The sequence below is a fragment of the Pseudomonas sp. GW821-FHT09E12 genome (assembly GCF_059416085.1).
Genome location: NZ_JBWKOM010000008.1, coordinates 44279 through 59069, shown reverse-complemented (window position 1 = coordinate 59069; position 14791 = coordinate 44279). Strand labels below are relative to the sequence as shown.

Annotated in this window: 10 protein-coding genes; 7 read left to right on the top strand and 3 right to left on the bottom strand. The window is 63.1% G+C overall.

Annotation, left to right across the window (positions count from 1 at the left end):
* The first annotated feature begins 89 nt into the window (after nt 1-89).
* The 4 genes from AC07PQ_RS22755 (at nt 90) to AC07PQ_RS22740 (ending at nt 5180) form a co-directional block, all read left to right on the top strand.
* Complete coding sequence (locus tag AC07PQ_RS22755; protein ID WP_493185229.1) at nt 90-1049, top strand: tRNA dihydrouridine synthase; 960 nt, start codon at nt 90-92, stop codon at nt 1047-1049.
* 120 nt (nt 1050-1169) lie between these two features.
* Nucleotides 1170-1616: an Hsp20 family protein gene (locus AC07PQ_RS22750; protein WP_007922004.1), complete on the top strand. Its 447-nt coding sequence runs from the start codon at nt 1170-1172 to the stop codon at nt 1614-1616.
* 184 nt (nt 1617-1800) lie between these two features.
* Nucleotides 1801-2499 (top strand): DUF1266 domain-containing protein, encoded by a 699-nt coding sequence (locus AC07PQ_RS22745; protein ID WP_493185228.1) that lies wholly within the window; start codon nt 1801-1803, stop codon nt 2497-2499.
* Entirely contained in the window at nt 2496-5180 is a 2685-nt protein-coding gene (locus tag AC07PQ_RS22740; RefSeq protein ID WP_493185227.1) for a DUF805 domain-containing protein, read from the top strand. Before AC07PQ_RS22745 ends, AC07PQ_RS22740 begins: the two co-directional genes overlap by 4 nt.
* Here AC07PQ_RS22740 and AC07PQ_RS22735 read toward each other — a convergent pair.
* From AC07PQ_RS22735 to AC07PQ_RS22725, 3 genes are all read right to left on the bottom strand, one after another.
* Nucleotides 5177-6868 (bottom strand): Hsp70 family protein, encoded by a 1692-nt coding sequence (locus AC07PQ_RS22735; RefSeq protein WP_493185226.1) that lies wholly within the window; start codon nt 6866-6868, stop codon nt 5177-5179. The genes AC07PQ_RS22740 and AC07PQ_RS22735 overlap by 4 nt on opposite strands.
* A gap of 106 nt (nt 6869-6974) precedes the next feature.
* Nucleotides 6975-10253 (bottom strand): sensor domain-containing protein, encoded by a 3279-nt coding sequence (locus AC07PQ_RS22730; protein ID WP_493185225.1) that lies wholly within the window; start codon nt 10251-10253, stop codon nt 6975-6977.
* Nucleotides 10254-10334: 81 nt separating this feature from the next.
* On the bottom strand, nt 10335-11225 hold the full coding sequence (locus AC07PQ_RS22725; protein ID WP_053260337.1) for a LysR family transcriptional regulator: 891 nt from the start codon (nt 11223-11225) through the stop codon (nt 10335-10337).
* Between the two features lie 145 nt (nt 11226-11370).
* Between AC07PQ_RS22725 and leuC the strand changes: the two genes are divergently transcribed.
* The 3 genes from leuC (at nt 11371) to leuB (ending at nt 14755) form a co-directional block, all read left to right on the top strand.
* Nucleotides 11371-12789, top strand: coding sequence for a 3-isopropylmalate dehydratase large subunit (gene leuC, locus AC07PQ_RS22720; RefSeq protein WP_493185224.1), 1419 nt, complete (start codon nt 11371-11373; stop codon nt 12787-12789).
* Nucleotides 12790-12799: 10 nt separating this feature from the next.
* Nucleotides 12800-13444 carry a 3-isopropylmalate dehydratase small subunit gene (gene leuD, locus AC07PQ_RS22715; RefSeq protein WP_007921993.1) on the top strand — a complete coding sequence of 215 codons (645 nt, stop codon included), beginning with the start codon at nt 12800-12802 and terminating at the stop codon, nt 13442-13444.
* A gap of 228 nt (nt 13445-13672) precedes the next feature.
* Entirely contained in the window at nt 13673-14755 is a 1083-nt protein-coding gene (leuB, locus tag AC07PQ_RS22710) for a 3-isopropylmalate dehydrogenase (protein WP_007921991.1), read from the top strand.
* The last annotated feature ends 36 nt before the right edge of the window (nt 14756-14791 follow it).

Sequence of the window (14791 nt, the reverse complement as noted above, 5' to 3'; positions counted from 1 at the left end):
ACCATCCACCCGTTGAAATACCTGCTTCCCAGCGAAACCCAGTAAACTGCCGCACGTTTTTTTACCGCGTTTTACGTTGAGTGTGATTCATGCAAATTGCTTTGGCGCCCATGGAAGGGTTGGTCGATGACATCCTGCGGGATGTACTGACCCGGGTCGGTGGTATCGACTGGTGCGTGACCGAGTTCATCCGGGTCAACGATCAGTTGCTCACACCGGCCTATTTCCACAAGTTCGGCCCCGAGTTGTTGAACGGCGCCCGTACCGCGTCCGGCGTGCCGCTGCGGGTGCAACTGCTGGGTTCCGATCCGGTGTGCCTGGCGGAAAACGCCGCCCTGGCCTGTGAGCTCGGTTCCGAAGTCATCGACCTGAACTTCGGCTGCCCGGCCAAGACCGTCAACAAATCCCGTGGCGGTGCGGTGCTGCTCAAGGAGCCGGAGCTGCTCAACCAGATCGTCGAGCAGGTGCGGCGTGCCGTGCCTGCGCACATCCCGGTGACCGCCAAGATGCGCCTCGGCTTCGATAGCCCGGATGGCTCGCTGGTGTGCGCCACGGCGCTGGCCGAAGGCGGCGCGGAACATATCGTGGTGCATGCGCGGACCAAGGTCGACGGCTACAAGCCGCCGGCGCACTGGGAGTGGATTCCGCGGGTGCAGGATGTGGTCAAGGTGCCGGTGTTCGCCAACGGTGATATCTGGAGCGTCGAAGACTGGCGCCGCTGCCGCGAAATCAGCGGCGTGGAAGACATCATGCTCGGCCGTGGCCTGGTGTCGCGTCCGGACCTGGCCCGGCAAATCGCCGCCGCGCGGGCCGGGGAAGAGGTGGTCGAGATGACCTGGGCCGACCTGATGCCGTTGATCCAGGACTTCTGGCTGCAAGCCAAGGCGCAGATGACGGCTCGCCAATCGCCGGGTCGCCTGAAGCAGTGGCTGGCCATGCTGACCCGCAATTATCCCGAGGCGGTGGAGCTGTTCACCGTCCTGCGTCGCGAAACCGAGCCGGATCAAGTCTCGCGTTTGCTGGGCTTGCCGGTGGCCGAGGCGGCCTGAAAAAATCTGCGAAAAGTCTCTTGAAATGCAATCGGCGGTCCCTATCTAAGGGTTACGCGATGCCGAATTCGGGTCGCGGAGACAAAAAAACTTGCTGATTGTTTTCAGGAGATTTGAACCATGAGTACTGCATTTTCCCTCGCACCACTGTTCCGTTCTTCGGTGGGTTTCGACCGTTTCAATGACCTGTTCGAAACCGCTCTGCGCAATGAGCCAGGCAGCACCTATCCGCCCTACAACGTCGAAAAGCACGGTGACGACCAGTACCGCATCGTCGTGGCCGCCGCCGGGTTCCAGGAAGAAGACCTGGAGCTGCAAGTCGAGAAGGGCGTGCTGACCATCAGTGGCGGCAAACGTGACGCGAACGAAGGCGTCACCTTCCTGCACCAGGGCATCGCCCAGCGTGCCTTCAAGCTGTCCTTCCGTCTGGCCGATCACATCGAGATCAAGGCCGCCGGCCTGAGCAACGGTCTGTTGAGCATCGACCTGTTGCGGGTGATCCCGGAAGAGGCGAAAGCCAAACGCATCCCGATCAACGGGACGCAGAAGCCAGCCCTGCAGCATTGATCCATGCGCCGCCACACAGGCGTTTGATCGAGCGCTGAGTCGCTGAAAAAGGCCCCGACAAGTCGGGGCCTTTTTTATGCCTGGGAAAATCATCGTTCGCCTTTGCCGCGTTGCGGCGCTTTCTCTACAATCCGCCGCAGTTTTGCCGACCCCCCTCCTTACCGGTCGGCCTGGAGCCTTTTTCATGGACGAGATACAACAGCGCTGGCTGTGGGGCCTTTCTGCGCCGATGGTTGCGCTCAACCCTCGCGCCGAATACGACAACCCCGCGTTCTACCCCGGCCCGGACTCCATCGACCTGCAAGGCAGTTGGGGCATCGGTGACCGACGGCAGTTGCTGGACATGCTGGAAAAGATGACTGACAACGGTCATGCCGGCCATCTCGACGATGCCTATCGCGCCTGGCAGCGTTGCCTGCCAAGCGAATGGCAAGCCTTGCTCGACACCCTCGAACCTCGCGAGCGCATCCTGCATGAGCTCGCCAGCCGGACCTTTGGCGCTTGCGGCCCGGGCGGGATTCTTTCCTGGGATTACGGGCGCATGGGGTTTCTCTTGCGTTGCGGCGTGCGCAACCGGTGGATCGATCTGACCGAAAGTCTTTGGCTGCACAGCCGATTGGCGGTCAGAGCGCAATACCACTACGGCAGCTGGTTCGCCTATTTCAATGGGTTCCTGGTTGGGCGCTCGTTTTGGGCCTGCCTGGGCAACAGCGATGAAGAACTGGCGTACGAGCTGGATCGGCAAGGAGAAAATCCCCTCAGCCAGAGAATCGCCCGGGGCCTTGCTCAAAACATGCCGGAGTGCCTGGCGGACCTGCCTTGGCATCTGGAGCTGGATATGCCGCAGCGTCCGGCGTCGCTTGAGGAGTTCGCCTGGTCATGAGTTGCTGGATACAGTTGGGGATCGACCCTACCACCGATGAAACGCTGATTCGCAATGCCTATCGTGCCCGTCTGCCGGAGCATCACCCGGAGACCGATCCCGAAGGATTCCAGGCACTGCGCCAGGCCTACGAGAGTGCCCTGCGGCTGGTGCGTGACAAGGAGCAGGAACTTGAAGCGGCGCAGGAGGACGAGCCTGAGCCTGCGCAGGCCATCCTCGATTTTGATGCGCTGCTGAATGATCCGGCGCGGCGCTTCAATCCTGAGGCCTGGCAGGCCTTTATCAAGACACTGGATCAACTGCCGCTCGGCATGCTCGATGACCTGCGCTGGGAGTTGTTCGGGCGGACGGCCAACGCCGGACCGCTTTCCCATCGTTGCGCGGGCCTGTTGGCCCAGCGCATGGGCTGGGAGCGTCAGTTGCTGGAGCTGGGGTTCGATCAGGCCCGTCATGTCGAGGACTATCTGAACCGGATCAAGACCCCGGACCCTTTCGACACGGTGCTGATGGGAAATTGGTCGGAACCGGCGCAGACCGAAAGCCTGTGGTACGCGCGCAGTCTCGACTTCATCTTCGACCGGCGACCGCTCCACGAGTACGAAGGCTTCGCCAGCCAACACACCTGCCTGCCGTTGCCGAACGATGCGCTTTTCATCAAGCGCTTGCTGGTGCAATTCACCCAGGCGGGCATCGGTGGCCAGGGGCTGTTGCAGTTGTGTATCGAGCAGCAGTGCCAAGCGCCGGATGATGTGGACTGGCTTTACCTGCTGGCGTGCCAGAACAGCCTGCTGGGGCTGGACGATCAGGCGTTGCCTTGCTGGGTCCGGCTTTGGCAGGAGCATCGTCATCCCAAGGCCGAGAGCCAATTGCTGGCGTTGTGCGCCAAGCGTCAGCCGGACTTTTTGCCGCTGCTGATCCAGGCATTTGATCGTCTGGAGCATTTCAGCGGCTGGTCCACCGATCTCGCCCATGTCACCCAGGAGTACGGCAGCCCTTCACAACGTCCCGAGACGCTGATCCGCTGGCTCGGCGTTGGCCGGCTCGAGCTGCAGGGGTTGGCGCAGGCCTTTATCGATTGGCGGATGACCGGCGACGAGTTGCCCTTGCTAGCGCAGTTGCTGGGCCAGCACACCGACACCCGGTTGTTGCGCCTGTACCGGCATGCCTGGGCCTTGCACCGTGGCGCAGCAGACCTGTTGCAACAGGTGCTGGACGAGCCGCAGCCGCTGGATGCCCTCGAAGGCCTGGTGCTGAGCGGGTTCAAGGATCAGGCCGGGCAGCACCTGCGCTGGTTGAGCCAGGCGCCGATTCCGTTGGCGATGAATGCCTTCATCGATGAGGGCGCGGCTTCGGCACAACTGGCCGATGCGCTGACAACCGGTGAGCCGCATAAGATCTGCCGTGTGTGGCTGCGCCGATTGCGTCCTTACGGTCACGCTGCCCTGGAGCGTATCGCCGAGTCTTTCGAATTGAGCGATACGGATGCCGCTAGCGATTTGTCGGAACTGAACCTGCTGCTGCAACTGAGCCAGCATGGCGTAGTGTTGCCGCCGCCAGGGACGGGAGAGGCGGTCTGGCACTGGTACGCCCATACGCGGTTCCTGATGGCGTTGCTGGAGCAGCCGGAACGCTGGTGGCAATTGATCGACTCGCGGTGCCTGGAGCGCCTGGCGCTCAATCCGTCCCATCCGCTCAGCCGGCTGCAGCCGCAGCTTGCCCAGTTGCAGCGCGAACAGGGCGACCTGAGCGGTTTGCTCGGCTGGCTGCAATTGGCGGATCCGCTGCATGCCTTGCTCGACCGGCAATTGCTTGGCGTCCAGGAAGCGCTCGACAGTGCGCGGTTGTTGAGCAATGAGCGCTTGTTCGCATGCCTGCGCAGCGACCTGCACGCCTTCGCGGACGATTTGCTCGGGCGCATGCTCTTGAGCGGTGTGCTGTATCACGACCCGGTGATCGATGCGCAGCAGCGTCGATATCTGCTCGACCGGATTACCGAAGTCACCAATCCCCAGGACTGGTTCGACGGCTTCCGCCACGGCTTGATCAAGGGCGAGCCGCCACGGCCGCCGCAGCAGACGCTGGTCGAAGACGAAGGGATCGACAGCGAGGCCTTTTATCTGGCCCTCGATGTGCTCAAGGGGCTGGTGCGTTACGGCAGTGCCGGTGTGCCTCGGCAGAAAGTGCTGCTGCGCATGCAGCGGGCCAAGGACAATCCGGAACACGGGCTCGGCCTGCGGTTTGCCTTCAGTGCGCTGCTGTCCTGGAGCGAGCGTCTGCTGCTGGCCAAGGGTGACAGCCGTCCGACGCCCGCCACGGCGTTCTGGCGCCTGGGCACACGGCTGGGACGCGGGGCGTTTTTCTGGCAGGTGCTGGGCGCTGTGCTGATCACCCCGCTGGCCGCGTTGTTCAGCGGCACGTCGCTGTCCGCGATCGTTGTGTCATTGCTGGGCAGCCTGTTTTTACTCGGGGTGATTCTGCGCCGCCTGCATGACATGGGGCGTGGTATCCCGACCTTGCTGGTGCTGGGCGGTCTGTCGGTGTTCTTTCCATTTCTGTCGCTGATCCTGTTCGCCTTTCCCGGCGACAAGCTGCCCAACCGCTATGGCGTACCGCCGGACAGCGCGGGTGAAGACGCGCTGCCCGGTGGTTTGCAGGCCAGTTTGCGGCGGCTCAACGGCTAGAGACGCAGTTGGTCCAGCGCCTTGTTCAACTGGGTTCGATGGCTGGCGATTTGTGTCGGTTGCTGGCCGCTGAGCACGGCGGTGAAGGTGCCCAGCCAGTCGGCGATCTGTTCGCGCTCGTCGCCCAGGCTTTGCGCCCACGCCCGTTCCAGCCGTGCCAGCAGGGTGCGGTTGGGCAGGGCGTCGCGCGGGTGGATTTTCAGCGCGGTCAGCCGCTCATGGCTGGCTTGCCGGGATTGCGCATCGAGCCCGGTGGGGCTGCGGTCGATGCTGTGGCTATGGCGTTCGCCGCTGGCCAGCAGGGTGACGTCGACTTCAAGCAGGCCATTGATGTCATAGCTGAAGCGCACGTCCAGGGACTGGATCTGCTCGCTGGGTGTCAGAGGCACGTCGAAGGCGTCGATGAAAATATTGTCCCGTACCCAGGGCCGCTCGCCCTGGTACACCTCGATGCGGATAAACGCCTGATGCGGATGTGTGGTGTAGAACTGCTGCACCCGTGAGGTCGGGATTACCGTGTTGCGTTCGATGATCGGCGAAAAAGCCCCACTGACCTGTTCGCCGCGACGGGTGGAAATCCCCAGGGTGTAGGGGCAGACATCAGTCAGGATCAGTTCTTCGATGGCCCCGTCCCGGGCCTTGCAGGCGGCCTGGGTGGCGGCGCCCAGCGCGACGATCGTATCCGGGTCGAGATGGCGGTAAGGCAGGCGGCCGAACAGGGTGGCGACCATCTGCTGCACCGCCGGCATCCGGGTGGCGCCGCCTACCAGCACCAGGCTGTCGAGGTCGCGAGGCTTGAGGCGGGCATCGCGCAGGGCCTGTTCGATGGGCGCGCGCAAGCGGGCCAGCAGCGGTTCCCAGATCTTCAGTGCCAGCGCTTCGTCCAGCGTCCATTCATACGAGGTGTCCCCATGGCGCCAGCTCAGTGACTGAGTGCCTTCGGCGAGTGCGCACTTGAGCTGCTCCAGGGCGTCGCCCAGGCTGGCCATGCCCTGGGCGTCGATCTGCGCCGGGGTGAGTTGCCAGTCCTTGAGGCAGGCCTGCAACAAGGCCTCGGTAAAGTCCTCGCCGCCCAGGAAGTTGTCGCCGGTGGAGGCATGCACCTCAATCAGCGGCAGTGCGTATTCCAGCACCGTGACGTCGAAGGTACCGCCGCCCAGGTCGAAGATCAGCGTGCGTTCGAACTTCTGTTCGTGCAGCCCGTAGGCCATGGCGGCCGCGGTCGGCTCGTTGATCAGCCGCGACACCGTCAGGCCCGCCAGTTCGGCGGCGAACAGCGTGCGCTTGCGTTGTTCGTCGCTGAAGTAGGCGGGCACCGAAATCACCGCTTCCTGCACCGGATGGCCGAGAAAGGCTTCGGCATCCTGTTTGAGCGAGCCGATCACCAGCGCCGAGAGTTCTTCCGGGCTGAACGGCCGGCCGCCCAGTTCGAGGCGCTTGTCGCTGCCCATGAAGCGCTTGAAGGCCGCGGCCGTGCGTTCCGGGTGGGTCGTCAGGCGGGCCCGCGCGGCCTTGCCCACCAGGATGCTGTCGTCTTCATCGAGGCTGACCACCGACGGGGTCAGGACATCGCCGAGGGCGTTGGGGATCAACTGGGCGCGGCCGTCCTGCCAGACGGCGATCAGGCTGTTGGTGGTGCCAAGGTCAATGCCCAGCAGGGCCAGGCGGGGGAGGGTTGCATCCTGCATGATCGATCTCGTGGGCGTCACAAAAAACGCGACCCTACAGGTTGTGCCAAACACTGGCAATTGCTGCCCCGTTGATCTGTCAGGCCGGCGATTGCATGTCGCCCGCTCAGACCAGCAGGGCTTTCAAACCCTCCAGCGGCAGCGGTCGGCTGTGCAGGTAACCCTGATACAAGTGGCAGCCCAGGCCTTGCAGGAACTCGAGCTGCTCCGCGGTTTCCACGCCTTCGGCGATCACCTTCAGGTCCAGGCTGCGGGCCATGGCGACGATGGCGCGCACGATCTCCGCGTCGTTGGGGTCGTGGGTCGCATCGCGGACGAAGGACTGATCGATCTTCAGCGCATCCACCGGCAAGCGCTTGAGGTAGGTCAGCGACGAATAACCGGTGCCGAAGTCGTCCATGGCGAAACTCACGCCGAGTTTTTTCAGGCGACGCATCTTGCCGATGGTGTCTTCCAGGTTCTGGATCACGATGCCTTCGGTGATCTCCAGCTTCAGCAGCGAAGGCGGCAGCTGGTAATGGCTCAGGCTGTGCTCTATACGCTCGACGAAGTCGTTCTGGCGGAACTGTCGCGGGCTGATGTTCACGCACAGGCTGAAGTCGAGCGGGTCCACCAGGCCTTCGGCGATCAGCTGGCTGAAGGCCTGGCAGGCTTCGTCGAGAATCCAGGTGCCGACCTCGAGGATCAGGCCGCTGTCTTCCAGGACCTTGATGAACTCGGTGGGCGATTGCGCCCCCAGTTCGGGGTGGTGCCAGCGCACCAAGGCCTCGGCGCCGACGATGCGGTTGTCGCGGGCATCGACCTGGGGCTGGAAATGCAGGCTGAACTCGCCCCGGGACAGGGCCAGGCGCAGGTCGGTTTCCATGCGCATGCGCTCGCTGGCGGCTTTCTGCATGGTGTTGTGGAACATCTGGGTGGTGTTGCGCCCGGAGTCCTTGGCCCGGTACAGCGCGATGTCGGCGCGCTTGAGCAGGTCGGTGGGGGTCGAGCCATGATCGGGAATCAGCGCCACGCCGATGCTGGGGGTCACCTGCAGGCGCTGGCCATCGAGGAACATCGGTTCGGAGAGCAGCTCGCGCAGGGTATCGGCCAGTTCACGCACCTGCTCGCTGACTTCGCTGCGGCTGCCTTCCAGGCCGCTGAGCAGGACCACGAACTCATCGCCGCCCAGGCGTGCCACGGTATCTTCCATGCGCACGCTGGCTTCGAGCCGCGCGGTGACGATCTTCAGCACGGTGTCGCCCACCGGATGGCCGAGGGAATCGTTGATGTGCTTGAAATGGTCCAGGTCGAGAAACAGCAGGGCGCCGCGCAGGTTGTGGCGCTTGAGCAGGGCGATCTGCTGGCTCAGGCGGTCCATCAACAGCGCGCGGTTGGGCAGGTTGGTCAGCGGGTCGTGGTAGGCCAGGTGGCGAATCTGCGCCTGGGCATTTTTCAGCAGGCTGACGTCCCGCGCGGTGAACAGCAGGCAGGGGGTTTCATTGAGGGTAATGGGTTCGATCGAGGCCTCGACTGTCAGGATATCGCCACGCTTGTTGCGGCCGAGCATTTCCAGGTGATTGACCCGACCTTTGAGCTGCAGCTCGGCGAGCAGGATCGAGCGCTGTTTTTCCTCGGCCCAGATACCGACCTGATACACGGTGCGGCCGATCACTTCTTCGGCGCGGTAGCCGGTCAGCCGGCAGAAGCCGTCGTTGACCTCCAGGTAGCGCCCGGTGTCGCGTTCGGTGATGGTGATGGCGTCGGGGCTGGAGTGGAACGCCTTGGCGAACTTCTCTTCGCTGGCCTTGAGCGCGGCCTCGGAGCGTTGTTGCTGGGTGATGTCGCGCAGCGTGGTGACAATGCACGGCTGTTTGTCGACGGTGATCTGCCGGCTGGAAATGATGCAGGCCAGGGGGTGCCCGTCCTTGTGCCGGACCACCACCGCGACGTTGTTCAGCGCCTGTTCGCGGATTACCTGTTCGACCCGTTGCAGGCGCTGGGCGGAGTCGTCCCAGAGACCGATTTCGTCGGCGCTGCGGTTGAGCACTTCGTCGGCGGTCCAGCCGAAGGTCTGGGTGAAACTGGAGTTGATCTCGATGAACTGCCCGGTTTCCTGGAGCGTGACGCAGATCGGGTCCGGGCTGACCTGGAACAGGCTGGCGAACTTTTCCTCGGACGTCGCCAGGCGCTGCTCGCGCTCGACCTGTTCGGTAATGTCCAGCAAGGTCCCGGCCATGCGCAGCGGATGGCCCTGCTCATCGCGGTAGAGGCGGGCGCGGCTTTCCAGAAAGCGTGACGAGCCATCGGCCAGTTGCACGCGGTAGGTCAGTTGATAATTGCCGGCCGGGCCTTCGCGCAGGCTGCGATAGGCATCGCGCATACTGTTGCGCTCTTCGTCGGGCACGCCCTCGAAAAATGCATCGAAGGACTCATGGAACGGCATCGGCTCCAGGCCGTGCAACTGCGCGGCGCGGGCCGAGCCGTAGAGCATGCCGCTGGGAATGTGCCAGTCCCAGGTGCCGAGCTGGGCCGAGTCCAGCGCCAGGTCGAGGCGCTCCTGGCTGTCCTTGAGGGCCTGTTCGGCGAGCTTGCGTTCGCTGGTGTCGAGAAAGGTGCTGAGCAGGTAGGCCTGGCCTTCCAGCTCGACTTTCTGGGCACTGAGAATACCGTCGTGAATCTGCCCGTTGCTGGCGCGCAGTTGCACCTCGAGGGTGGCGGCCTGGCCGCGCTTTTGTACCGCCTTGACCATTTGCGCGCGTTGTTCCGGGTCGACCCACAGGCCCAGTTCGAGGGTGGTGCGGCCGATGACATGCTGCACCGGCCAGCCGAAGAGGCTTTCGAAGTACTGGTTGGCTTCGCTGATCAGGCCGTCTTCCAGGCGGGTCAGCAGCACCATGTTCGGGCACAGGTGAAACAGCGTGGCAAAGCGTTTTTCCGAACTGCTGAGGGCTTGTTCCCGCTGGCGTTGGTGGGTGATTTCGCGAATCACCCCGATCATTCGGGGCTTGCCATGTTTGTCCGGCAGCACGCTGCCATTGATTTCCAGCCAGTGCAGGCTGCCGTCGGGCCAGCGGATGCGGTGATGCATCGCCTGTTCCAGCGGCGCGCCGGCCAGCACCGAATGGAAGGCGCGAATGGTTTTGGCGCGATCTTCCTCGGGCAGCAGGTCGAGGTATTCCAGGTCTTTGGGCAGCGGCTGGCGCGGATCGAAGCCAAACAGCGCCTGGGTGCCCCGCGACCAGCTGATTTGCCCGCTTTCGATGTCCCAGTACCAGGCGCCCAGCCGTGCGCCATTGAGTGCGGCAAGCAACTGCGGGGCGCTCTCCCAGCTTTGCTCCGACTGTTTCGGGTCGAGCGCGTGAACGCGCGGCATGGGCGGTAGACGGTCAGCGGGTTTTGGCATGAGCAGCGGGCCTTGGGCTGAAAAGAGCGTTAGGCGCAGGTTCAGGCAAGCAAAGAGGTGGCATAAGTCATGCCGGGACGCTTACGCCTTGGTCCCTGGCCAATCGACTTGTGCATCCAGTAAGGCCATGAAAGCCCGCGCAGCATTCGACAGCGTCCGTTCGGTATGCAGGATATAGCCTAGCTGGCGAGTGAGCTGTATGCCCGGTAAAGGAATGCGCGCCACTTGATCGTCGAGCATGGTGCGCGGCAGTACGCTCCAGGCCAGGCCGATGGACACCATCATCTTGATGGTTTCCAGATAGTTAGTGCTCATGGCGATGTTCGGTGTCAGGCCCTGGGCCTCGAACAGGCGCTGGACAATATGGTGAGTGAAGGTGTTGCCGCCGGGAAATACCGCCGGATGCAGGGCGATATCGGCCAGGCTGACCGTGCCGTTGCTCACCAGCGGATGCTCGGGGGCGGCGACGAAGTCCAGCGGGTCGTTCCACACCGGCGTGGCCTTGACCAGCGTATGGGGCTCGGGGGCCAGGGTGATCACCGCCAGCTCGGCGCGACCATGGAGGATCTCTTCATAGGCCACTTCCGAGTCGAGAAACTGGATGTCCAGGGCCACTTCCGGGTATCGGCGGGTAAAGGCGCGCAGCAGGGGCGGCAGGCGGTGCAGACCGATATGGTGGCTGGTCGCCAGGGTCAGGCGGCCGCTGACTTCGCCGGTCAGGTTGGTCAGCGCCCGGCGGGTGTCGTCCAGCACGTTGAGGATCTGATAAGCCCGCGGCAGCAGGGCGCGTCCGGCCTCGGTCAGGCCCACTTCGCGGCCCAGGCGATCGAACAGCCGGACATTGAGCTGTTGCTCAAGGCCGGCGATGCGCTTGCTGATGGCCGGCTGGGTCAGGTGCAGGCGCTCGCCGGCTCCAGAGAAGCTGCCGGTTTCGGCAATCGCGATAAAGGCATTGAGGTTGGCCAGGTCCATGGTCGTATTCCAGTAGGTTATCCAAAGTATAAAAAATATGAATTTGAGTTATTTAATCTAACGCCATAGCATCAGCCTCACAAGCCAAGGGGTTATTGACCGGTGTCAGAGACCTGCGGCATAGAAAATGATGAGGAACCGTCTGATGGCCGGCAAAACGCTCTACGACAAGCTCTGGGATTCGCATTTGGTCAAGCAGCGCGACGATGGCTCGGCGCTGATCTATATCGATCGTCACATCATCCACGAAGTGACCTCGCCGCAAGCCTTCGAAGGCCTGCGTCTGGCCAGGCGCAAGCCTTGGCGCATCGATGCCAACATCGCGACCCCGGACCACAACGTACCGACCACGCCGGAGCGCAAGGGCGGCATCAGCGCCATCGCCGACCAGGTCTCGCGTTTGCAGGTTCAGACCCTCGACGACAACTGTGACGAATACGGCATCGTCGAATTCAAGATGAACGACGTGCGTCAGGGCATCGTTCACGTCATCGGTCCGGAGCAGGGAGCCACCTTGCCCGGCATGACCGTGGTCTGCGGCGACTCCCACACCTCGACCCACGGTGCCTTTGGCGCCCTGGCGCACGGTATCGGCACCTCCGAGGTCGAGCATGTGCTCGCCACCCAGTGCCTGGTCGCCAAGAAAATGAAAAACATGCTGGTACGGGTCGAGGGCAAGTTGCCATTTGGCGTGACCGCCAAGGACATCGTCCTGGCCGTCATCGGCAAGATCGGCACCGCTGGCGGTAACGGCCATGCCATCGAGTTCGCCGGCAGCGCGATTCGCGACCTGTCCGTCGAAGGCCGCATGACCATCTGCAACATGTCCATCGAAGCCGGCGCCCGTGTGGGCCTGGTGGCCGCGGACGAAAAGACCGTGGAATACGTCAAGGGTCGTCCATTCGCCCCCAAGGGCGCGGAATGGGACCTCGCCGTCGAAGCCTGGAAGGACCTGGTGTCCGACGCCGATGCCAAGTTCGACACCGTGGTCGAGCTGGATGCCGCGCAGATCAAGCCGCAAGTCAGCTGGGGCACTTCGCCCGAGATGGTGTTGGCGGTCGATCAGAACGTGCCGGACCCGGCCAAGGAAATGGACCTGGTCAAGCGCGACTCCATCGTCCGTGCCTTGAAATACATGGGTTTGACCGCCAACCAGGCGATCACCGACATCCAGCTGGACCGGGTATTCATCGGTTCCTGCACCAACTCGCGGATCGAAGACCTGCGCGCCGCGGCGGTCATCGCCAAGGGCCGCAAGGTGGCTTCAACCATCAAGCAGGCGATCGTGGTCCCGGGTTCGGGCCTGGTGAAGGCCCAGGCGGAGTCGGAAGGCCTGGATAAGATCTTCCTCGAAGCGGGCTTCGAATGGCGCGAGCCGGGCTGCTCGATGTGCCTGGCGATGAACCCGGACCGTTTGGAGTCCGGCGAGCATTGCGCTTCGACCTCGAACCGCAACTTCGAAGGTCGCCAGGGCGCCGGTGGCCGTACTCACCTGGTCAGCCCGGCCATGGCCGCGGCCGCCGCCGTCAACGGTTGTTTCGTCGACGTCCGTGAATTGATCTAAGGAGCGCAGCATGAAAGCTTTCACCCAGCACACCGGTCTTGTCGCGCCTTTGGATCGTGCCAACGTCGACACCGATCAGATCATTCCCAAGCAGTTCCTCAAGTCGATCAAACGCACCGGCTTCGGCCCGAACCTGTTCGACGAGTGGCGCTACCTGGATGTCGGCCAGCCGTACCAGGACAACTCCAAGCGTCCGTTGAACAAGGATTTCGTGCTCAACGCCGAGCGCTACCAGGGTGCCAGTGTATTGCTGGCCCGGGAAAACTTCGGCTGCGGCTCCAGCCGTGAGCACGCGCCTTGGGCGTTGGAAGAATATGGTTTTCGCAGCATCATTGCCCCGAGCTACGCTGACATCTTCTTCAACAACAGCTTCAAGAACGGCTTGCTGCCGATCATCCTCAGCGATGCTGAAGTCGATGAATTGTTCCAGCAGGTCGAGGCCAATCCGGGCTACCAGTTGCAGATCGATCTGCAGGCCCAGACCGTGACCCGTCCCGATGGCAAGGTGTTGAAATTCGAGATCGATGCGTTCCGCAAGCACTGCCTGCTCAACGGCCTGGACGATATCGGCCTGACCTTGCAGGACGGCGACGCGATTGCCGCCTTCGAGGCCAAGCATCGTGCCAGCCAGCCGTGGTTGTTTCGCGACGCCTGATCGGCGTTAAAGTGATGCATTGATGGCGAGCCAGCTCGCTCCGGCAGGAGAGGACACAAAACCTGTAGGAGCGAGCTTTTTGCTCGCCGCAACCGCCCAAAAAAGCCATGACGGCTTGATATTCGGGCCAGCGCTTCGTTCTCTACGAGTGAGCGGACGCCGCAGGCCAGGCAACAGCATTTTTCCGGGCGTGCCAACCAGCACACCGACAGAGCAAATGAGGAAAGCATGAGCAAGCAGATTCTGATTCTCCCAGGTGACGGTATCGGCCCGGAAATCATGGCCGAGGCGGTCAAGGTGCTGGAACTGGCCAACGACAAGTACAGCCTGGGCTTCGAGCTGAGCCATGACGTGATCGGTGGCGCGGCCATCGACAAGCACGGCGTGCCGCTGGCCGACGAGACCCTGGACCGTGCGCGGGCTGCCGACGCGGTCCTGCTGGGCGCCGTGGGCGGCCCGAAATGGGACAAGATCGAGCGCGATATCCGCCCTGAGCGCGGCCTGCTGAAAATTCGCGCGCAGTTGGGCCTGTTCGGCAACCTGCGTCCGGCGATCCTTTATCCGCAACTGGCCGATGCTTCCAGCCTCAAGCCGGAAATCGTGTCCGGCCTGGACATCCTCATCGTTCGCGAGCTGACCGGCGGCATCTACTTCGGCGCGCCACGTGGCACCCGCGAGCTGGAAAACGGCGAGCGTCAGTCCTACGACACCCTGCCGTACAGCGAGAGTGAAATCCGCCGCATCGCCCGGGTCGGCTTCGACATGGCCCGCGTGCGCGGCAAGAAGCTCTGCTCGGTGGACAAGGCCAACGTCCTGGCGTCCAGCCAGCTGTGGCGCGAAGTGGTCGAGCAGGTGGCCAAGGATTACCCGGATGTCGAACTGAGCCACATGTACGTCGACAACGCCGCCATGCAGTTGGTGCGTGCGCCGAAGCAGTTCGACGTGATGGTCACCGACAACATGTTCGGCGACATCCTTTCCGACGAAGCGTCGATGCTCACCGGTTCCATCGGCATGCTGCCGTCGGCGTCGCTGGATGCCAACAACAAGGGCATGTACGAGCCATGCCACGGTTCGGCGCCGGACATCGCCGGGCAGGGCATCGCCAACCCGCTGGCGACCATTCTGTCGGTGTCGATGATGCTGCGTTACAGCTTCAACCTGAACGACGCGGCGGATGCCATCGAGCAGGCCGTGAGCCTGGTACTGGACCGGGGATTGCGCACCGGCGACATCTGGTCGGCCGGTTGCACCAAGGTGGGTACGCAGGAAATGGGCGATGCAGTAGTCGCCGCGCTGCGGAATCTGTAATCTTTCGGGCCCACCGCTCAGACGGTGGCCCACTTT